Source organism: Parabacteroides sp. AF19-14 (assembly GCF_003635485.1).
In the GTDB taxonomy this organism is placed as follows: Bacteria; Bacteroidota; Bacteroidia; order Bacteroidales; family Tannerellaceae; genus Parabacteroides; species Parabacteroides distasonis.
This window is the reverse complement of record NZ_QTMJ01000001.1, coordinates 383,915-403,841: the sequence shown is the minus strand read 5'-3', so window position 1 is coordinate 403,841 and position 19,927 is coordinate 383,915. Positions and strand designations below refer to the sequence as shown.

Genomic DNA, 19,927 nt, shown 5'->3' with positions numbered 1-19,927 from the left:
TAGTATATTTGTGTTGACTTTAAATGTAAATAGATTATATGGAAAAACAAAAACAACAACCCCAGCGGTTGCAATCATTGGATGCCCTTAGGGGTTTTGACATGCTCTTTATTATGGGCGGTGCTTCTTTATTTGTCTCTTTGGCGACATTGTTTCCGAATCCTTTTTTTCAGGCGATAGCCGGGCAGATGGAACATGTGGAATGGAACGGATTGGCGCATCACGACACGATCTTCCCATTGTTCCTCTTTATTGCGGGTATCTCGTTTCCGTTCTCACTAGAGAAGCAACGAGGAAAAGGTATGACGGAAGGGGCGATTTACAAGAAGATCGTCCGTCGGGGGATTACCTTGGTTTTCTTGGGATTGGTATATAACGGACTATTGTCGTTTGAATTTGACCACCTGCGTTGCGCAAGCGTGCTGGCGCGTATTGGGTTGGGATGGATGTTTGCGGCCTTGTTGTTTGTCCGTTTCGGTTGGAAAGTGCGTGCGGGGATAACGGTTCTTATCTTGGTTGGCTATTGGCTGGCGATGGCTTTTGTGCCTGTGCCGGACGCCGGTGGAGCGGGGCCGTTCACGCTCGAGGGAAACTTGGTAGGGTATATTGACCGCCTGTTTCTTCCCGGACGTTTGCACGAGACTGTTTTTGATCCGGAGGGTTTATTCTCCACCGTCCCTGCGATTGCCACGGCAATGTTGGGTATGTTCACCGGTGAATGGATTAAGTTACGGAAAGAGGGGCTGACCGACCGAAAGAAAGTGCTTTGTTTAGTAGGAGCGGGAGCTGTATTGTTGATCGTCGGCTTGTTATGGAGCTTGGTCTTCCCGATCAATAAGAAGCTATGGACAAGTTCTTTTGTCTGTGTGGTAGGTGCTTATTCCGTTTGGATGTTTGCTTTGTTCTTCTATATCATAGATGTATTGGGGTGGCGTAAATGGACCTTGTTTTTTACCGTGATCGGCATGAACTCTATTACGATCTATTTGGCGCAGCGTTTCATTCGTTTCTCCTATACTTCCGAGGCTATATTCGGAGGGCTGGCGAAGTTGATGCCCGAGACCGCCCAGCCTTTGGTTAGCGCTATCGCATATATCGCTGTTTGTTGGGGATTCTTGTATTTCTTATATCGCCAACGTATTTTCTTGAAAGTATAATAAGCGGATGGAGAAGAAGAAATTAAATCGGTTGGAGTCATTGGACGTACTCCGTGGCTTCGACCTTTTTTGCTTAGTGGTGTTGGAGATGGTGTTGCATCCGCTGGCCCATGCGATTGATATGCCTTGGTTTAATTCTTTTATGTGGGGATTCTCGCATGTGGAATGGGAGGGATTCTCTACGTGGGATCTCGTGATGCCCTTATTCTTATTCATGGCGGGAGTTTCCATGCCTTTCTCTTTGTCTCGTTATAAGGATATGCCCGATAAGATGGCGGTATATCGGCGGATCGGGAAACGGGTGCTACTGCTTTGGGTCTTCGGTATGATGTGCCAAGGTAATTTATTGGCTTTGGACCCGGACCGGGTTTATCTGTATTCAAATACTTTGCAGTCGATCGCTATGGGGTATTTGATTGCTTCCTTGTTATTCTTGCATGTAAGGATACGGGTACAGATCGGTATAGCGGTAGCTCTTTTATTAATCTTTTGGGGAGCGATGGAGTTTATTACAGTCGGTAACTATGGGGGAGGTTCGTACACACCGGATAGTAATTTGGCCGAATGGATCGACCGCACCGTACTGGGACGTTTCCGGGATGGGGCGACGGTGGAGAACGGGGAGGTGATATTCGCTACTTGGTATCGTTATACATGGATACTGAGCAGCTTGAATTTCGGGGTAACCGTGTTGACCGGGTTGTTCGCCGGATATATCCTAAAGAACAAATTATATTCCGAGCGGCTCAAATTACGGATGTTATTCGGTATTGGTCTGGGTATGGTTATCGCCGGATGGCTTTGGGGTATCGAGCTTCCCGTTATTAAGAAACTGTGGACCAGTTCGATGGTATTGGTGAGCAGTGGGTACTGTTTCTTGCTTATGGGGTTGTTCTATTATTGGATCGACTATAAAGGGCATCGAAAGTATACGACTTGGCTGAAAGTGTATGGCATGAATTCAATACTGGCTTATATGCTTACTAACGTGGTAAGTTTTAGGTGTATCGGCGAATCCTTGTTTTTCGGAACCCAGCAATATTTAGGAAATTATTATCCGGTGCTCATTGCCATGTGCAATGTATCGGTAATTTATGTACTTTTGTATGCGTTTTATAAACATAATATTTTCCTTAAAGTATAGAAACAAGAAAACTTAGATCGAAGAAAGATGGAATCAATCAAACAAATATACCGGATGGGTCATGGCCCTTCAAGCAGTCATACTATGGGGCCGATGCGTGCGGCACAAATGTTCTTGGAACGTAACCGGGGCGCTGTTCGTTTTAACGTAACCTTATATGGTAGTCTGGCGGCTACGGGAAAAGGCCATATGACGGACGCAGCTATTCTTGAGGTATTACAGCCGGTCGCGAAGACAAATATTACTTGGGAACCCAAGACTTTCTTGCCGTTCCATCCGAATGGGATGTTGTTCGAGTCGTATAATGAGAGTGGCGAGGAGCTGGATACGTGGACCGTATATAGTATCGGCGGGGGAACCTTGGCGAACGAGTCTTTCAATGAGTTGAGGACAGAGCAAGTATACGATATGCATACGATCAAGGAGATACAGGCTTGGTGTGAGAAGACTGGCCATTCCTATTGGGAATATGTCGAGCAGCACGAAGGCCCTTCTATCTGGGATTATCTGGCTGAGGTATGGGAAGTGATGCAGGATGCGGTTCGTCGTGGTCTGGAAGCGGAAGGCATCTTGCCGGGAGGTTTGGGCATTCGTCGTAAGGCTTCCGATTATATGATCCGTGCGAAAGGCTATGGCAGCAGTATCAAGAGCCGGGGAATGGTGTATGCCTATGCCTTGGCGGTGTCTGAGGAGAACGCGTGCGGTGGGAAGATCGTGACCGCTCCGACTTGTGGTTCTTGCGGTGTAATGCCTGCGGTCCTTTATCACTTGAAGGAGACGCGTGAGTTCCGTGATTCCCGTATATTGCGTGCGTTGGCTACGGCAGGCTTGTTTGGAAATGTGGTGCGTACGAATGCCTCCGTATCGGGGGCAGAGGTAGGTTGCCAAGGTGAGGTTGGCGTGGCTTGCGCTATGGCTGCCGCTGCCGCCAGTCAGTTGTTTGGTGGTACGCCCGCACAGATCGAGTATGCCGCCGAGATGGGATTGGAGCATCACTTGGGATTGACTTGCGATCCTGTTTGTGGCTTGGTACAAATCCCTTGTATCGAGCGAAACGCTTTTGCCGCCGCCCGTGCGCTTGACGCGAATACGTTCTCGAACTTCTCCGACGGAAAACACCGGGTAAGTTTTGATCAGGTGGTTGAGGTGATGCGCCAGACAGGTAATGATTTGCCCAGTCTTTATAAGGAGACCTCGGAAGGTGGTTTGGCGAAGAACATGGAGAACTCGAATAATTAAAAGATACTATTTGATTTACTAATAAATAATTTACTATTGATGATAAACGGAAAGAAAAGCCTGTTTTACACAGTATTGATGGCCGGTGCCTTGATGTCCTGCGGCGGCCCTAAACAGGCTCCAAGCGAAGAGGTAGCGAAGAGTGGTAATCCTGTATTCGAGGGTTGGTACGCCGATCCGGAGGGAATTATTTACGGGGATACCTATTGGATTTACCCGACTACGAGTGATTTATATGAGAAGCAAACCTTCTTTGATTGCTTTTCTTCCAAGGATTTGGTGAATTGGACCAAGCATACCGCCATTCTTGATACGGCAGAGGTGAAATGGGCGAAGATCGCTATGTGGGCTCCTTCGGTAATCAACAAGGACGGTAAGTATTATCTTTTCTTTGGGGCGAATGACGTGCACGAGGGAGAGATCGGAGGCATCGGTGTTGCCGTGAGCGATCGTCCGGAAGGGCCTTATAAGGATTTGCTGGGTAAGCCGCTGATCAACGAGATCGTGAATGGGGCGCAGCCGATCGACCAGTTTGTTTTCCACGACACTGACAATGATGAGTATTATATGTATTACGGTGGTTGGAAACACTGCAACATGGTACGCTTGAATAAAGACTTTACCGGACTTATACCGTTCGAGGACGGAACGATTTATAAAGAGGTAACTCCCAAGGATTACGTGGAAGGCCCGTTTATGTTTAAGAAGAATGGTAAATATTACTTCATGTGGAGTGAGGGTGGCTGGACCGGACCGGATTACAAGGTCGCTTACGCCATCTCCGATTCTCCTTTTGGCCCGTTCAATCGTATCGGGGAGGTCTTGCGGCAAAATTTCGATATCGCCAACGGAGCGGGTCACCACTCGGTCATGCATGTGCCGAATTCGGAAGATTACTACATCGTGTACCATCGCCGGCCGGCCGGGGTCAAGACACGTGACCACCGGGAGACTTGTATCGAGAAGATGACGTTCAACGAGGAGGGATTGATCAATCCCGTGGAGATTACAACCGAAGGAGTTGAGGCTCGCACGATCCAATAATTATTTAAGAAGGATTACATAGCAAGAAAACTTAGGTTTTATTTGCTATGTAATTTTTTTATACTACTTTTGACGCATGTGTCAAACTATAATGACAAACGATAGTGACAAAACAAAAAATAACATTTAATTATGGAAGCGAAAGACATGAATGAGATGGAGCCTCGCATCATAGAAGCGGCGAAGCGAGTGTTTGTCCGAAAGGGGTACGAGGCGGCTACCATGAGTGACGTGGCGGCAGAAGTGGGTATTGGCAGGACGGCCTTACATTATTATTATAGGACGAAAGAGATTCTGTTCGACGCTATTTTCGGGCAATTGCTTTCTTCATTGTTGCCGAACATCGATCGGGTTTTGGATGAGAAGAGTACGATGCTGGAGAAAATGCCGGTGATCGTTGATCTGTATATGGGAATTGTTCGTGCGAACCCGATGTTTCCGAGTTTTGTGGTGGGCGAGTTAAACAGAGATCCGGAACGTTTATTCCAGACCGTGCTGAGAGACCCGAAAAAAATACAGCCCATCTTGCGTCTTCGTCGTCAGATAGAGGAGGAGATGGACAAGGGGCTTCTACGGAAGATGCCGGTCATAGATTTAGTTTCGACCTTGGTGAGCCTAGTGGTCTTCCCGTTGTTGATCCGCAAGCCACTAGCGGCGGCTTTTTTGGATAACGATATGGGGCGGTTTGAGGAATATATGGATAGGCGCAGGGATTTGATCGTCGAGGTAATAACCCAGCTGATGGTCCCGGATGCCAGATGATGGATTTGTTCAATTTAATAAACATATCATAGAGTATATGAGAGGTGTATATGTATTATTGTTAATTAGCCTGTTTGGGTATGCCGGGAGGGTTGGCGGACAGGAATCGGTCACGATCACGCAATGTTACGAGTGGGCGAGGGCGAATTATCCGCAGATTCATCAAATGGGTTTGATCGATCAGACGGAGCGTTATAGCTTGAGTAATGTGGGCAAGGCTTGGCTTCCCCAGCTTTCGGTAAGCGGTAAGGCAAGCTATCAGAGCGACGTGACGAAGTTGCCTTTGGATGGCGATAAGATCTCCTCGCTTCTTCCCGGCTTTGAGATCCCTAGCTTGAGCAAGGATCAGTATCAAGTCGTGGCGCAGGTGGACCAGACGATTTGGGACGGCGGTAGCACCCATTCAGCCCGTGCCTTGACTCGTGCCGAGGCGATCGCCAACCGGGAGCAATTGGAAAGTGAGTTGTATGCGCTGAACGACCGGGTGAATCAAATCTACTTCGGTTGCCTGCTGCAAGACGAGTTGATACGTCAGAACGCTTTGCTTCAAAAGGAGTTGCAGGTCAATATCGAGCGTATCAAGGCGATGATAGACAATGGCGTGGCGAATCAATCGGATCTGGAAAGTATGGAAGTGGAATTGCTGAATACCCGCCAAAATGAGATTGAGCTAAGAGCGTCTCGCACGGTATATCGGCAGATGTTGGCGACCTTTATCAATAAACCGTTGACGGATCAAGTCGTCTTGAAGACTCCGGAGTCACCCGAGCGTTCATTGTCCACGCAAATCAACCGTCCGGAATTACGGGCCTTGGATGCTAAGAGCGAATGGATCGAGACGCAAAACAAGCAGGTAACGGCGGGCTTGATGCCTCGTATCGGAGCTTTCGTACAAGGTGGTTACGGCCGGCCGGGCTTGAATATGCTGGAGGATAGTTTCGAGCCTTATTATGTGGCCGGTGTCCGTCTTTCTTGGAATCTGGGGAAGTTGTACACGCTGAAGAACGACCGGAGGAAGATCGAGGTAAGCCGTCGCCTGATTGATGTGCAACGGGAGACCTTCTTATTCAATACCCGCCTGCAACTTTTGCAGCAAAACACGGAGATAAAGAAAATGACGGACCTGATGCGTGCCGATGACGATATCATCCGTCTGAGAACAAGCATCAAGCAGGCGGCGGAGGTGAAGCTGGAGAATGGCGTGATTTCCGTCACGGACCTAATCCGGGAGATCAACGCCGAGGATATGGCCCGGCAAACCGCCGCGGCGCACCGTGTACAGCGCTTGATGACCATTTATAATTATATGTATACAACGAATTAAATAGAGTATGACAAATACAATTGATTTATGAGACATTTGATTTTTATCAGCTTATGCAGCCTTCTATGGACGGCTTGCGGTAATACAGACAATGATTTTGACGCTTCCGGTACCTTTGAGGCAACCGAGATCTTGGTATCTTCGGAAGCCAACGGAAAGATCATGGAACTGAATATAGAGGAGGGCGATCGCTTGGATGCCGGCGCCATCGTGGGTTACGTGGATAGCACCCAGCTTTTTCTGCGGAAGATGCAACTCTCTGCCAGCCTTCGCTCGGTAGATATTCGCAAGCCGGATATCCGTAAGCAGATCGCTGTCTTGGAACAACAAATCGCCACGGCTAAAACCGAGCAACAGCGACAGGAAAACTTGGTGCGTGCGAAAGCGGGTAACCAAAAGCAACTGGACGATATCGTGAATAACATCAAATATCTCCAGAAACAACTGGATGCCCAATACTCCTCCTTAAGCAAGACGACGGGAGGTGCCGACGCCGAGGCGGAGGGCCTGCAATACCAGATCATGCAATTGGATGATCAACTGATGAAAAGCCGTATCCTCAATCCACAGACCGGTACGGTATTGGTGAAATACGCCGAGCCGGGAGAGGTGACGGCGGCAGGCAAACCGCTTTACAAGATCGCCGATACGGACTTGCTTTATCTCCGTGCCTATGTGACGGCGGATCAGTTATCCCACCTGAAACTAGGGCAATCTCTCAAGGTCTTCGCCGACTATGGGAATGATCGCCGGGAATACCCCGGTACGATCACGTGGATCTCCGATAAATCCGAGTTTACCCCGAAAGGTATCCAGACGAAGGACGAACGGGCTAATTTGGTATATGCCATCAAGATCGCCGTCCGCAACGATGGTTATCTGAAGATCGGGCAATATGGGGAAACTTCTTTTAATGAATAATGAATAATTAATAATGAATAATGAGATTTATATTGATCATATTAGCAAGTGTTACGGCGATGTCGTGGCTCTGCGGGATCTGTCGCTGGAGATCGGCTCCGGTGAGTTGTTCGGGTTAATCGGTCCGGATGGGGCGGGAAAGACCACCCTGTTTCGTATCCTGACCACGTTGTTGCTGGCCGATAGCGGTACCGCCTCTGTCTGCGGCTTGGACGTGGTGAAAGACTTGAAGGAGATCCGTCGGCGGGTAGGATATATGCCCGGCCGCTTCTCGCTCTACCAAGACCTGACAGTAGAGGAGAACTTGAACTTCTTCGCTACGGTCTTCAATACGACGATCGAGGAGAACTACGATCTGGTACGGGATATCTATAGTCAGATAGAGCCGTTCAAGCATCGGCGGGCGGGGAAGCTGTCCGGTGGTATGAAGCAGAAGCTGGCTTTGAGTTGCGCCTTGATCCATCGTCCGGATGTCTTGTTCTTGGATGAGCCTACGACGGGGGTCGATCCTGTCTCCCGCTCTGAGTTCTGGGATATGCTGGATCGTCTGAAACGGCAAGGCATTACGATACTTGTCTCTACGCCTTATATGGATGAGGCCTCCCGTTGCGACCGTATCGCTTTGGTGCGTTCTGGGGAATGCCTGTCTATCGATACGCCGGTAGGTATCCGTACCTCATTCGATAGGCGGCTATACGCGGTGCGATGCGCATCGATGTATAAGTTGTTGGGAGACTTGCGGGAGTTCCCGGATACAAACTCGTGTTTCGCTTTTGGAGATGCTCATCATCTTACGTTGAGGAGGGATGGGGAGGATGTCATGAGGCGATTACAGGAATATCTGAAAGGCAAAGGTTACGCAGATGTAAGCATCGAACGCCTTGAGCCAAGCGTTGAGGATTGTTTCATGGCCTTGTAAGAGAGGGGAAATGCGGGGCCTCGCATTGGGCGCGAGGTCGAATCTTGGAGAAATGCGGCATTGTAATTATGAAATAAGGATAAAAAATGAAAGCGATAGAAGTAAAACAACTGACCAAACGTTTCGGCACCTTCACCGCCGTCGATCATATCAGTTTCGAGGTGGAGCCGGGCGAGATATTCGGCTTCCTCGGGGCAAACGGGGCAGGGAAGACCACCGCCATGCGTATGCTCTGCGGCCTGTCGGCCCCGACATCCGGCGAGGCCCGGGTAGCCGGTTTCGATGTCTACCGGGAGAGTGAGTCCATCAAACGGAATATCGGATACATGAGCCAGAAATTCTCCCTATACGGCGATCTAAAGGTATGGGAGAATATCCGTCTCTTCGGCGGTATCTACGGCTTGTCTAAACGGCAGCTGTCCCAGAAAACGGATGAGTTGCTGGATATCCTCGGGCTGGAAAAGGAGCGGAACACCTTGGTCGATTCCCTGCCCTTGGGCTGGAAACAGAAGCTATCCTTCTCCGTGGCGATCATCCATGATCCCAAGATCGTTTTCTTGGATGAGCCTACCGGAGGCGTCGATCCCGTCACCCGCCGCCAGTTCTGGGAGTTGATCTATGAAGCGGCTGCCCGGGGGATCACGATCTTCGTCACCACCCATTATATGGATGAGGCGGAGTATTGTAACCGTGTCTCCATCATGGTAGACGGAAAGATCGAAGCGTTAGACAGTCCCTCCGCCTTGAAACGGGATTTTAAGACAACGAATATGAACCAAGTCTTCCACGCCTTGGCTCGAAAAGCAACGAGAGGAGAATAAACGATGAAACAATTCATATCCTTTGTTAGAAAGGAGTTCTATCACATTTTCAGGGACGCACGCACGACAATGATCCTCTTGCTCATGCCCGTCATCCTGATCATCTTGTTCGGATATGCCATCACGACCGAGATCAAGCGTGTGCCGATCGCTATTTTCGACCAAAGCCGGGATGAGCTGACACTGAAGATGGCAGACCGCTTGAATGCCAGCGAGTACTTCGAGCTGTATACGACCGTCGATAGCTATGAGGATGCCGGGGCCTTGTTTCGGCAAGGAAAGGTACACGTCATAGTTGTCTTCCCCCCCGGGTACGCTTCCACGGCCGATGCCCAAGTACAAGTCTTGGCGGACGCTACCGATCCGAACGAGGCCACGCAGCTAATCGCCTATTGCTCGGCGATCATCGCGGAACAGTTGAAAGGCGAGTCGGCGGTTGAGGGTAAAGCCGTGACCCCGGTTACCTCTTTGCTCTACAACCCTCAAATGAAAGGCGCCTACAACTTCGTTCCCGGCGTGATGGGCTTGATCCTTATCCTTATATGCGCCATGATGACCTCGATCGGCATCGTGAAAGAGAAGGAGATGGGAACGATGGAAGTCCTGCTGGTCTCCCCGTTGAAACCCATCTACATCATTCTGGCCAAGGCGATCCCATACCTATTGCTGAGTATGGTGAATATCGCTACGATCTTGCTGCTATCCTATTTCCTGCTGGACGTTCCGATAAAAGGCAGCCTGCTGTTGCTGGTTTCCGTGTCCATCCTGTACGCGATCGTATCCCTCTGTCTGGGCCTGCTGATCTCCACGGTAGCCGATACCCAGCAGGCGGCTATGTTGATCAGCGGTATCGCCTTGATGCTTCCGATCATGTTGTTGAGCGGCATGATGTTCCCGATAGAGAATATGCCGGATATCCTGCAATGGTTCTCCCATATCGTTCCGGCCAAATGGTATATCATCGCCGTGAAGGACGTGATGATCAAGGGGCTTCCCGCCGTGTCGATCTTGAAGGAGATCGGGATACTGTCGTTCATGGCGGTCGTGCTGGTATTCTTGAGTGTGAAACGTTTTAAAATACGATTATAAGCTATGTTACGATATTTGTTAGAGAAAGAGTTCAAGCAGATCCGTCGGGACCGGTTCATGCCGAAGATTATCTTCATCATCCCGATCATGCAGTTGATCATCTTGCCTTTCGCCGCTAATTTCGAGATGCGAAATATTAACCTTAGCATCGTGGACAACGATCATTCCGTCACCTCCATGCAATTGGTAGATAAGGTACTATCCTCCGGATATTTCCGCCTGACAGACCGGTCGGATCGCTACGACGAGGCGCTGACCTCGGTGGAGAGCAATGAGTCCGATATCATTCTGGAAATCCCCTCTGATTTCGAGCGGGACTTGGGTAAGGAGGGCAGGGCGGACGTGATGATCGCCGCTAACGCCGTGAACGGAACCAAGGGCGGCTTGGGTAGCTCCTACCTCTCCTCGATTATACAGGATTTCAATAGGGAGAAAGGTTTCGCCTCTATGGGATCGGGCAGGGGAGTGGCTTCGATTAACCTGTTTAATCCCCACTTGAGCTACAAGATCTATATGGTCCCCGGCATCATGGTATTCTTGCTGACGATTATCGGGGGATCGATCTCCGCCTTGAATATCGTGAGCGAGAAGGAGAAAGGGACGATCGAGCAGATAAACGTCTCGCCCGTACCCAAGTCCCTGTTCCTGCTGTCGAAGCTGATCCCTTTCTGGGTGATAGGCTTTGTCCTGCTGACGGTGGCGATCCTCATCGCTTGGCTGATCTACGGCTTGGTGCCGGAGGGGAGTTTCGGGGTGATCTATTTGTTTGCCGCCGTATATTTGATCGCTTTTACGGGATTTGGCTTGGCGATCTCCTCCTTCTCGTCCACACAGCAACAAGCGATGCTTACGGCGTTTTTCTTCTTGATCATTTTCGCCTTGCTAAGCGGATTGTTCACGCCGATCAGCAGTATGCCGGAATGGGCGCAGAAGATCACGCTGGCGAATCCGGTGCGTTATTTCGTGGAGGTGATGCGTATGGTCTATTTAAAGGGGAGCGGCTTTGCCGATTTACGGGGACATTTTGTGATTGTCTGTCTATTTGCTGTTTTTTTTAATCTGTTAGCGGTAATTAGTTATCGTAAAAAGGGGTAGTTCGGAAATAAATGTTTTCTTTGTATCCCGTTTACGGATTATAAACTAATACAGCGAAAAAACATGTCATTTATCATTGTCGTACTTTGTTTGGCCTTATTGATTGTCTTGATATCCTACTTTAAGGTGGATGCTTTCATCGCGTTTCTGATCTCCTCTATCTTGGCGGGCATCGCTTTGGGCATTCCGTTGGAGAAGCTGCCGGACTCGGTGAATAACGGTATCGGGAGTATCTTGGGTGGGTTGACGTTGATTATCGTATTAGGCGCTATGCTAGGCAAGTTGGTGGCCGAGAGCGGAGCGGCACAGAAGATCGCTTCCGTGATGGTGTCGCTTTTTGGTACTAAGCATATACAATGGGGGCTGATGGTGACAGGCTTTGTCGTGGGTATTCCGTTATTTTATGGGATCGGATTTGTGTTGTTGGTGCCATTGATCTTCTCGATCGTGTATAAATACAAGCTTCCGGCGGTCTATATCGGGTTGCCGATGTTGGCGGCGTTGTCCGTGACGCATGGATTCCTGCCCCCGCATCCGTCTCCGGTAGCCTTGGTGGTACAATTCAACGCGAATATCGGCCTTACGCTGATCTACGGTTTATGTTTGGCGATTCCGGCTATCATTATCGCCGGGCCGGTGTTCGGCAGTCGGTTGAAACATATAAAATCCGGTCCGGTCACGTTGTTCGAGCAGAAAGAGGATAGCGGGAGATATAGCATGCCGGGCAAGGCGAATAGTTTTATCAGCGCTACGTTGCCTGTCTTTTTACTGATTATCGTGACGGTTATTCCTTATTGCTTTAAGGATATGGGCGAGATGGCGAGCGGGATAGTCTCTTTTATTGGTGCTCCTTCCATTGTAATGCTGATCGCCTTGTTGTTCGCTACATATACGCTGGGCATCCGGCAGGGACGTAGTATCAAGTCGGTTATGGCAGTCTATGGGGAGGCCGTGAAAGATATCTCTATGATCCTTTTGATCATTGCGGGTTCCGGTATCTTCAAGCAGATCATGGAGGATAGCGGGGTAAGCAATGAGCTGGCGACAAGTCTGGAGCAATTGCCCGTTCATCCGTTGATCTTGGGTTGGTTGATCTCTGCCGTGATCCGTTTGTGCGTGGGATCGGCTACGGTGGCGGCGTTGACGGCGGCGGGCGTGGTGATGCCTTTAGTTACGCAAACGGGTGCGAACCCGAACTTGATGGTTTTATCTTTAGGAGCGGGTAGCTTGATGTTCTCGCATGTCAACGATTCCGGCTTCTGGATGTTCAAGGAATATTTTAACCTAAGCATAAAGGATACGATCTGCTCATGGTCTATCATGGAGACGATCGTGTCGGTCGTAGGATTGATCGGGGTAATGATCTTAAATATGATTGTATAATAAAAGAATGATTGAGCAATGAGAAAGAGATGGCTGCTTAGTATCGTTATTATGCTTTTCCCTTTCGTCGCCTCGTTTGCGGCGGACCCGGAGGAAGGTACTTATCCAACGGTCGGGAGGCTTTTTCATATAGCACGAAGCGTGAATAAGAACTTGGTTTGTTACGATGTGAATCTGAGGGATGGTAAGCTGGATACACATGATCCCTTGAACGTTTATTGGGTCAATCGGGAAAAGCATCCGGGGGAAACCAATGGCTTGAGCTATATCCAACGGAAAATGGCTTATGGGTATAAACTGATCTCGGCGAGTGATAATGCTTGTGTATGCTCATTGACCGCTTATCCCTCCCGCCAGTTGACGATTACCAAACGTGATTCCCGCTATGTATGCTACATAACGATCAACAACCAACAGGCGATTCTCCAATCCCTCTACGTTAAAGCCAGCTCCAAGAATCCTTTAAGCGTCGAGTATGTAGAGCTACAAGGAATCTCTGTCGCCACGAATCAACCGGTAACGGAAAGAGTCAGGAAATAGATCAATATATTTTTTTACTAACATATAAATGAAAGAAATTATGAGCATGATTAACGCAGATGAGAATTTTGAGAAATTAGGGTTGACCTTACCTCCCGCACCGGCTCCGGCCGGGGTTTACAAGCCTTGTGTGATAGATGGCAAATACCTGTATCTTTCCGGTCACGGGCCTGTGCGGAATGATAAATCCTTGATCATCGGACGTATCGGTAAGGACTTGACGATGGATGAAGGCAAACTCGCCGCCCAGCAAGTAGGACTTACCATGTTGGCGACCATCCAGGCGAACCTTGGTAGCTTCAACAAGATAAAGAGAGTGATCAAGGTATTGGGTATGGTAAATTGTACGCCCGATTTCGGAAAGCATCCTTATGTGATCAATGGCTGTAGCGAGTTGTTCGCCGCCGTATGGGGGCCGGATAACGGTGTAGGTACCCGTAGCGCCGTAGGATTCGGTTCTCTTCCCGATAATATTCCTGTAGAGATAGAGGCTTTGTTCGAATTATACGAATAAGCCATGGACGATTGGTACGTCATAAGTAATGTAGACCGGATAGACTCGCCAGCCTTGGCGTTCTATCCGGATCGTATTTCCGGCAATATCGAGTTGGCCAAGAGGATCATAGGCGATACGAACCGGCTTCGTCCGCACGTGAAGACGAATAAGGCGGCTGAGGTATCCCGCATGCTGCTGGATGCCGGAATCCGGAAGTTCAAGTGCGCTACGATTGCCGAGGCCGAGATGCTGGGGCATATTAATGCCCCCGATGTATTATTAGCCTATCAGCCGGTAGGCCCGAAGATTTCCCGCTTATTAGATTTGATAAAGGCATATCCTGCCACCCATTACTCCTGCTTGGTAGATCAAGCGGAGAATGCCCGTGCGATCTCGGCTCTTTGCGAGGCCGGGAATATCACCTTGGATGTCTTTATCGATCTGAACGTGGGAATGAATCGTACCGGAGTCCTCCCGGAGAGAGCGGAGGCGCTGGTGGATGCCATCCTGCCGCTGAAGTCTCTGCAGATTATCGGGTTGCATGGCTACGACGGACATATACATGACGCGGAGCTATCGGTACGTTGCCAAGGCGCGGATGCCGCATACGCCTTGACCGAACGTGTGTTCCGGGAGATATCCCGCAAGTTTGCCTATCCATTGGTAAAGGTGATGGGAGGTACTCCTACATTCCCGATGTACGCGAAGCGGAAGGATTGCGAATGCAGTCCCGGCACGTTTGTGTTCTGGGATTGGGGGTATGGAAACGCTTATCCGGATATGCCGTTCAAGGTAGCTGCCTTATTGATAACTCGGGTCATTTCCGTGCTGGATGAGCATCATGTTTGCGTAGATCTTGGTTACAAGGCGGTAGCCTCGGAAAGTCCTTTGCCCCGTGTGTTTTTCTTGAACCATCCGGAGGCGAAACCTATCTCCCAGAGCGAGGAGCATCTGGTCTTGGAAGTCCCGGACAGTCGGCTCTATCCATTAGGTTCCGTATTCTATGGCATTCCCGTTCATATTTGTCCTACGGTCGCTTTATACGACAAGGCTTATGTGATCCGGGATCGTGAGGCGATCGGCGAATGGCCTATCATTGCCCGTTCACGTCGCATCACCTATTAACGGTAATCAAATTTTCAATTATCAATTATCAACTCTCAATCAATAAAATGAATAAGCCATTTATTATCGACGCTCATCTCGACCTTAGCATGAACGCTTTGGAGTGGAACCGGGATTTGCGTCAACCCCTAAAGGAAATAAACCGGAGAGAAATCGGTATGACCGATAAGCCCGACCGTGGAAACGCCACTATATCGTTTGAGGAACTGCGTAAAGGAAACGTCGGGTTAGTAGTCGCCACCCAGATCGGTCGCTATGTAGGGCCGGATAATCCACTTCCCGGTTGGCATTCCCCGGAACAAGCTTGGGCGCAGACCCAAGGCCAACTCGCTTGGTATAAGGCGATGGAAGAGGAGGGCCAGATGGTCATGATCCGGGATAAGAAGGCCTTGGAAGCGCATCTGGCTCTTTGGAAAGACGGTGAACCCGCCGACAAGAAGCCGATCGGTTATGTATTAAGTATCGAGGGCGCCGACTCGTTCATCACGGTGAATCATGTGGAAAGGGCGTATGCTTATGGCTTGAGGGCGGTTGGCCCGGCACATTACGGCCCCGGAAGGTATGCCAACGGTACGGATTCTACCGGTCATCTGAATGCCATGGGGAAAGAGTTGTTGCGTACCATGGATCGCTTGGGTATGATTCTTGACGTGACCCATTTATGTGATGAGGCTTTCTGGGATGCATTGGATTTGTATAAGGGACCGATTTGGGCGAGCCATAACAACTGTCGGGCCTTCGTAGATCACAACCGCCAGTTTAGCGACGAGATGATCAAGGCGTTGATAGAGCGTGACGCCGTGATCGGTATCGCCCTAGACGCTTGGATGATGGTACCGAACTGGGTGCGAGGCGAGTCTACTCCAAGAGGCATGAACTGTGGTATGGAGATTATGGCGAACAATATCGATCATGTCTGCCAATTGGCCGGAAACGCGAACCATGTGGCTATCGGCAGTGATCTGGATGGTGCTTTCGGTACGGAGCAATGCCCGTATGACCTAGTAACGATCGCCGATCTCCAAAAGATATTCCCGATCCTTCAATACCGTGGCTTTACGGACGATGCTATCAACCGTATCGCCTCTGGTAACTGGATTGAGTTCTTACGGAAGCATTTGCCGGAATAAGCTACTGCAATCCGGGTTGCAGTGATACCGCGATGCGGATGCAGTGTTACTGCAACCCGGATTGCAGCGTCACTGCATCCGCATCGCGGTAAAAAGACAAACAAGGTGAGTCTATTTTATATCTGCAATACCAAGACGAACCGGCATCCCTTCTTATATTCCTTATCGATAGATAGGGTTCCGTTTAATTTACTAGCCATCAGTGCGCAGATGGGTAATCCCAAACCATCGCCTTGCGCTAGATCCTTCGCCTCATTGAATGGCTTGAATAAGTTCTCTTTTAGATCATCCGGTATGCCTATACCATTATCGGTAATGATAAATTGGCAAACATGAGCGCCTTTCCGTTTAAATTCCAGACGGATGTTACCACTGGAAGTATATAATGCGGCATTCTTTAACAAATGCAATAAGACTTGTTCCAGATGCTCGGCGTTCGTTTTAATCTCCAATTGGGGCACGTCTGTTACGAGATTGACCTCCGGTTGAATATCCCCTTTAACCTTTTCCACGATTTTCTTACTGAAGTTTCCTACATTAAAAGAACTAACCTCATACGGTTCCATCAACGTATTCTCCAAGGAGGAAAGCTCTTGGACATGAACCGTAAACTGTTTCAAAGCCTCTACCCGTGTCCATACATCCTCGGCCTGCTTCGGAGCTACCGCCTGTAATTCTTTGGCGGATGCGCTAAGCTTGTTCAAGGTAGGCTCCATCTGAACCGATATGTTTTGGATGAATTGGGCTTGTTGTTCGCTATGCTCGTTTGTCGTCTGGATGATTTTCTTTAATTTCTTGTTCAGCACAATAAAGCGTAATAGAAGGAATCCCAAGAAAAGCAAGGCGGCTATCAGGATTACCACGAATGTGATAAGTCCGACAATCATATATTGCTTAACAGACAATTTATCGTCTTTCTCCTGTATTGTCTGTAGGCTCTGATCGTATTTTTGCTGTAATGCCCCTAGTTTATCCTCTGCCGTAAGAGCTTTTACGGAATCCGTCCATACGATGTATTTGTCGTAGGTACGTTCCATCAGTGGGGCGTTGTTTGCCTTACGAGCGATAGAGATCAGGTTCCGGTAGCAATCGTTCACCTTCTCGTATTCTTTTTTCTCCTTATACTGGTTGATCAGTTTCTGGAAAGCAGCATCCCCCTGCTCGTTTTGCCCGAACGTATAATAATAACCTGCTTGGGTATATAATAAATTGTTCGATAACTTCTCATCGCCCGCTTGGCTGGCCAGATTATCTAATGTATTGAGTTGAACTTGCGCTTGGGCGGCGTTCTTTAGCTTAATATACATTTCCAACCGCTCTTTCGTTACTTGGAAGCGTTGCTCATAGAGCGATTTCTGCAACTTCTGTTCCTCGGTTAAGATGAATTGGTTCATCTGGCGGCAAAGATCGAATGCCTCTTGGTAATAATTCTCGCGATAATATAGATAAGCCGCCTGCGTACCGGCATCGATCGCCTGTTTGTAATCACCTTTTTGGGATAAGCTCTTGTAAGCTTGTAAAAAAAGATAACGAGCTTTGGTGTAGTCTTTTTTTTCCAGGCTGCTTTGTGCCTGTGTCATAAATTGATTCGTCGTGTTTTGCGCCTGTGTGACAGGGTAGAAACAAAGCATAAAAGATAGTAAAAGATAAATGACCCTCATAACTTAAATTTTTTTGAAGTAAAAATATGTATTTACTGGGATTCATACAAAATATATCAGGGGAAAAATAATAGATATTTTATTTTAAGATACGATTTGTGTGTCAATATTCATATTTATTTTGTCAATTCTGAAAGTTCCGAACAAGTGGAATGTGCTATCTTTATCACATTTATTAACCTTAAGAATTGTGTTTATGAGTATATCCGTATTAACAAAAGGCATGTCGTGTCTATTCTTTTGTTTTTGTGTTTGTTGTATGAATGCGCAAGTAAGAAACACTGATCCTGTACGTCACTTGAGGATATCCGGTTATTTGGGGCAACGGATCGACGCTTGTATCGAGTATCGAGTGAAAGCTCAAGATGTGGATCATTTGGTGGAACCTTTCCGGCATAAGGAAGAGACCTCGCGCTGGCAATCGGAATTTTGGGGAAAATGGATACAAGGGGCGATCGCCTCATACCGTTATGATAAAGATCCTGAGTTGTACAAGATTATTAAGAATGGAGCGGAATTGTTGATGGAAACCCAATTGCCAAATGGATATATCGGTAACTATTCCGAGGAAGCACAGTTGAACCAGTGGGATATATGGGGGCGAAAATACACGGCTTTAGGTTTGATCGCTTATTATGACTTATCCGGGGATCGAAAAGCTTTGGATGCCGCCTGCCGGGTGATCGACCATTTGATGACGCAGGTGGGACCCGGAAAAGTGAATATCGTGACGACCGGTAATTATATAGGAATGCCAAGCTCTTCGGTACTTGAGCCGGTGATGTATCTGTATAATCGTACCCGGCAAGATAAATATCTGGATTTTGCCAAGTACATCGTAAAGCAATGGGAGACTCCGGAAGGCCCTCGATTGATTAGTAAGGCGATTGCGGATATTCCTGTCGCCGGACGTTTCCCACATCCAAAGGTTTGGTTCTCTCCGGAGAATGGACAAAAAGCATATGAGATGATGTCTTGTTATGAGGGCTTGTTGGAACTTTACAAGGTCACTAAGAATCCATTATATTTATCTGTGGTGGAGAAAACGATGAATCATATAATCAATGAGGAAATCAATGTGGCCGGTTCTGGTAGTGCATTCGAGTGCTGGTATGGAGGCAAGGCGTTACAGACTTATCCTACTTATCATACGATGGAGACTTGTGTGACGTTCACGTGGATGCAGATTTGTGACAGGATGCTCGGACTAACCGGAAATTCCTTATATGCGGACCAGATAGAGAAGGCTATGTATAACGCTTTACTAGCCTCGCTGAAAGCGGATGCCTCTCAAATAGCGAAATACAGTCCGTTGGAGGGCTGGCGGCATGAAGGAGAGGAGCAATGCGGTATGCATATCAATTGTTGCAATGCGAATGGACCTCGTGCTTTCGCGATGATTCCGCAATTCGCTTATCAGGTAAACGGCAGACGTATCGATGTCAACCTATATGCGGCTTCGAGCGTGGAGGTAGAGTTGGATAAAAAGACGAGGGTGTCGATGACGCAGGAGACGGACTACCCGATAGATGGGCAAGTCCGGATTGTGGTGGAACCGGAGAAGACTAGTGATTTTACGATCGCCTTGCGTATCCCGGCGTGGAGTGAGCGAACTGTGGTGTCTGTCAATGGTGAGCCTTTAACGGATCTGTTGGCTGGAGCATACCTACCGATTCATAGGACTTGGGAGAAAGGGGATGAAATTACGGTGGAGTTGGATATGCGGGCTCGCTTGGTGGAGCTGAACGAGGCTCAAGCGATCGTAAGAGGCCCTTTGGTGCTGGCTAGAGATAGCCGCTTTAAGGATGGAGATGTGGATGAGGCTTCCGTGATCGTCAGCAAGGATGGTTATGTGGAATTAACTCCGGTACAAGCCCCCGATTTCGCTTGGATGGCTTTTACCGTTCCTATGGTTTTAGGAACGGATTTGGAAGGAAACGGCAAGGCTCGCCCGATTCATCTGTGCGATTTCGCATCAGCTGGTAATACGTGGAATCAGGCAGAACGTTATAGAGTGTGGCTACCAAAAACATGGAATGTCATGCGTACGCCTTATAAACCTTATTGAGCGGTTCAC

18 protein-coding genes are annotated in these 19,927 nt (G+C 48.6%); 17 read left to right on the top strand and 1 reads right to left on the bottom strand.

The window, feature by feature from the left end:
• The first annotated feature begins 38 nt into the window (after positions 1-38).
• The 16 genes from DWX33_RS01750 to DWX33_RS01675 all read left to right on the top strand — a co-directional run bounded on the left by DWX33_RS01750 (position 39) and on the right by DWX33_RS01675 (position 16,189).
• Complete coding sequence (locus DWX33_RS01750) at positions 39-1,157, top strand: acyltransferase family protein (RefSeq protein ID WP_122379726.1); 1,119 nt, start codon at positions 39-41, stop codon at positions 1,155-1,157.
• 7 nt (positions 1,158-1,164) lie between these two features.
• Entirely contained in the window at positions 1,165-2,301 is a 1,137-nt protein-coding gene (locus DWX33_RS01745; protein ID WP_122379725.1) for an acyltransferase family protein, read from the top strand.
• Between the two features lie 27 nt (positions 2,302-2,328).
• Entirely contained in the window at positions 2,329-3,540 is a 1,212-nt protein-coding gene (locus tag DWX33_RS01740; RefSeq protein ID WP_008771936.1) for an L-serine ammonia-lyase, read from the top strand.
• Between the two features lie 39 nt (positions 3,541-3,579).
• Positions 3,580-4,584 carry a glycoside hydrolase family 43 protein gene (locus DWX33_RS01735; RefSeq protein ID WP_122379724.1) on the top strand — a complete coding sequence of 335 codons (1,005 nt, stop codon included), beginning with the start codon at positions 3,580-3,582 and terminating at the stop codon, positions 4,582-4,584.
• 132 nt (positions 4,585-4,716) lie between these two features.
• Complete coding sequence (locus tag DWX33_RS01730; protein ID WP_009276036.1) at positions 4,717-5,346, top strand: TetR/AcrR family transcriptional regulator; 630 nt, start codon at positions 4,717-4,719, stop codon at positions 5,344-5,346.
• 37 nt (positions 5,347-5,383) lie between these two features.
• On the top strand, positions 5,384-6,670 hold the full coding sequence (locus tag DWX33_RS01725; RefSeq protein ID WP_122379744.1) for a TolC family protein: 1,287 nt from the start codon (positions 5,384-5,386) through the stop codon (positions 6,668-6,670).
• Between the two features lie 27 nt (positions 6,671-6,697).
• Positions 6,698-7,591, top strand: a complete 894-nt coding sequence (locus DWX33_RS01720) for an HlyD family secretion protein (RefSeq protein WP_121773230.1) — start codon at positions 6,698-6,700, stop codon at positions 7,589-7,591.
• A gap of 13 nt (positions 7,592-7,604) precedes the next feature.
• A complete protein-coding gene (locus tag DWX33_RS01715; RefSeq protein WP_122379723.1) occupies positions 7,605-8,510 on the top strand; it encodes an ABC transporter ATP-binding protein in 906 nt (301 codons plus the stop codon).
• 86 nt (positions 8,511-8,596) lie between these two features.
• Positions 8,597-9,331 carry an ABC transporter ATP-binding protein gene (locus tag DWX33_RS01710; protein WP_080707588.1) on the top strand — a complete coding sequence of 245 codons (735 nt, stop codon included), beginning with the start codon at positions 8,597-8,599 and terminating at the stop codon, positions 9,329-9,331.
• A gap of 3 nt (positions 9,332-9,334) precedes the next feature.
• Positions 9,335-10,420 carry an ABC transporter permease gene (locus tag DWX33_RS01705; protein ID WP_122379722.1) on the top strand — a complete coding sequence of 362 codons (1,086 nt, stop codon included), beginning with the start codon at positions 9,335-9,337 and terminating at the stop codon, positions 10,418-10,420.
• Positions 10,421-10,423: 3 nt separating this feature from the next.
• The gene (locus tag DWX33_RS01700) at positions 10,424-11,515 is read left to right on the top strand and encodes an ABC transporter permease (protein WP_008771944.1); all 1,092 of its coding nucleotides are present in this window, start codon (positions 10,424-10,426) and stop codon (positions 11,513-11,515) included.
• A 63-nt stretch (positions 11,516-11,578) separates the two neighbouring features.
• Complete coding sequence (locus DWX33_RS01695; RefSeq protein ID WP_005856449.1) at positions 11,579-12,898, top strand: gluconate:H+ symporter; 1,320 nt, start codon at positions 11,579-11,581, stop codon at positions 12,896-12,898.
• Between the two features lie 18 nt (positions 12,899-12,916).
• A complete protein-coding gene (locus DWX33_RS01690) occupies positions 12,917-13,438 on the top strand; it encodes a DUF4833 domain-containing protein (protein ID WP_005856451.1) in 522 nt (173 codons plus the stop codon).
• A gap of 40 nt (positions 13,439-13,478) precedes the next feature.
• Positions 13,479-13,952, top strand: coding sequence for a RidA family protein (locus DWX33_RS01685; protein WP_005856453.1), 474 nt, complete (start codon positions 13,479-13,481; stop codon positions 13,950-13,952).
• 3 nt (positions 13,953-13,955) lie between these two features.
• Positions 13,956-15,059: a D-TA family PLP-dependent enzyme gene (locus tag DWX33_RS01680; protein WP_005868304.1), complete on the top strand. Its 1,104-nt coding sequence runs from the start codon at positions 13,956-13,958 to the stop codon at positions 15,057-15,059.
• Positions 15,060-15,106: 47 nt separating this feature from the next.
• Positions 15,107-16,189, top strand: coding sequence for a dipeptidase (locus DWX33_RS01675; RefSeq protein ID WP_122379721.1), 1,083 nt, complete (start codon positions 15,107-15,109; stop codon positions 16,187-16,189).
• A gap of 116 nt (positions 16,190-16,305) precedes the next feature.
• Here DWX33_RS01675 and DWX33_RS01670 read toward each other — a convergent pair whose 3' ends face one another.
• Positions 16,306-17,850, bottom strand: a complete 1,545-nt coding sequence (locus DWX33_RS01670) for a HAMP domain-containing sensor histidine kinase (RefSeq protein ID WP_122379720.1) — start codon at positions 17,848-17,850, stop codon at positions 16,306-16,308.
• Between the two features lie 196 nt (positions 17,851-18,046).
• Between DWX33_RS01670 and DWX33_RS01665 the strand changes: the two genes are divergently transcribed.
• Positions 18,047-19,918 (top strand): glycoside hydrolase family 127 protein, encoded by a 1,872-nt coding sequence (locus DWX33_RS01665; RefSeq protein WP_008771950.1) that lies wholly within the window; start codon positions 18,047-18,049, stop codon positions 19,916-19,918.
• Positions 19,919-19,927 lie beyond the last annotated feature (9 nt).

What these genes read in the sequence shown, in the direction of transcription:
- DWX33_RS01740 (WP_008771936.1), top strand. Translation starts at nt 2,329, where the DNA reads ATGGAATCAATCAAACAAATATACCGGATGGGTCATGGCCCTTCAAGC.
- DWX33_RS01700 (WP_008771944.1), top strand. Translation starts at nt 10,424, where the DNA reads ATGTTACGATATTTGTTAGAGAAAGAGTTCAAGCAGATCCGTCGGGAC.
- DWX33_RS01715 (WP_122379723.1), top strand. Translation starts at nt 7,605, where the DNA reads ATGAATAATGAGATTTATATTGATCATATTAGCAAGTGTTACGGCGAT.
- DWX33_RS01730 (WP_009276036.1), top strand. Translation starts at nt 4,717, where the DNA reads ATGGAAGCGAAAGACATGAATGAGATGGAGCCTCGCATCATAGAAGCG.
- DWX33_RS01735 (WP_122379724.1), top strand. Translation starts at nt 3,580, where the DNA reads ATGATAAACGGAAAGAAAAGCCTGTTTTACACAGTATTGATGGCCGGT.
- DWX33_RS01695 (WP_005856449.1), top strand. Translation starts at nt 11,579, where the DNA reads ATGTCATTTATCATTGTCGTACTTTGTTTGGCCTTATTGATTGTCTTG.
- DWX33_RS01720 (WP_121773230.1), top strand. Translation starts at nt 6,698, where the DNA reads ATGAGACATTTGATTTTTATCAGCTTATGCAGCCTTCTATGGACGGCT.
- DWX33_RS01670 (WP_122379720.1), bottom strand. Translation starts at nt 17,850, where the DNA reads ATGAGGGTCATTTATCTTTTACTATCTTTTATGCTTTGTTTCTACCCT.
- DWX33_RS01710 (WP_080707588.1), top strand. Translation starts at nt 8,597, where the DNA reads ATGAAAGCGATAGAAGTAAAACAACTGACCAAACGTTTCGGCACCTTC.
- DWX33_RS01705 (WP_122379722.1), top strand. Translation starts at nt 9,335, where the DNA reads ATGAAACAATTCATATCCTTTGTTAGAAAGGAGTTCTATCACATTTTC.
- DWX33_RS01685 (WP_005856453.1), top strand. Translation starts at nt 13,479, where the DNA reads ATGAGCATGATTAACGCAGATGAGAATTTTGAGAAATTAGGGTTGACC.
- DWX33_RS01690 (WP_005856451.1), top strand. Translation starts at nt 12,917, where the DNA reads ATGAGAAAGAGATGGCTGCTTAGTATCGTTATTATGCTTTTCCCTTTC.
- DWX33_RS01725 (WP_122379744.1), top strand. Translation starts at nt 5,384, where the DNA reads ATGAGAGGTGTATATGTATTATTGTTAATTAGCCTGTTTGGGTATGCC.
- DWX33_RS01675 (WP_122379721.1), top strand. Translation starts at nt 15,107, where the DNA reads ATGAATAAGCCATTTATTATCGACGCTCATCTCGACCTTAGCATGAAC.
- DWX33_RS01665 (WP_008771950.1), top strand. Translation starts at nt 18,047, where the DNA reads ATGAGTATATCCGTATTAACAAAAGGCATGTCGTGTCTATTCTTTTGT.
- DWX33_RS01745 (WP_122379725.1), top strand. Translation starts at nt 1,165, where the DNA reads ATGGAGAAGAAGAAATTAAATCGGTTGGAGTCATTGGACGTACTCCGT.
- DWX33_RS01750 (WP_122379726.1), top strand. Translation starts at nt 39, where the DNA reads ATGGAAAAACAAAAACAACAACCCCAGCGGTTGCAATCATTGGATGCC.
- DWX33_RS01680 (WP_005868304.1), top strand. Translation starts at nt 13,956, where the DNA reads ATGGACGATTGGTACGTCATAAGTAATGTAGACCGGATAGACTCGCCA.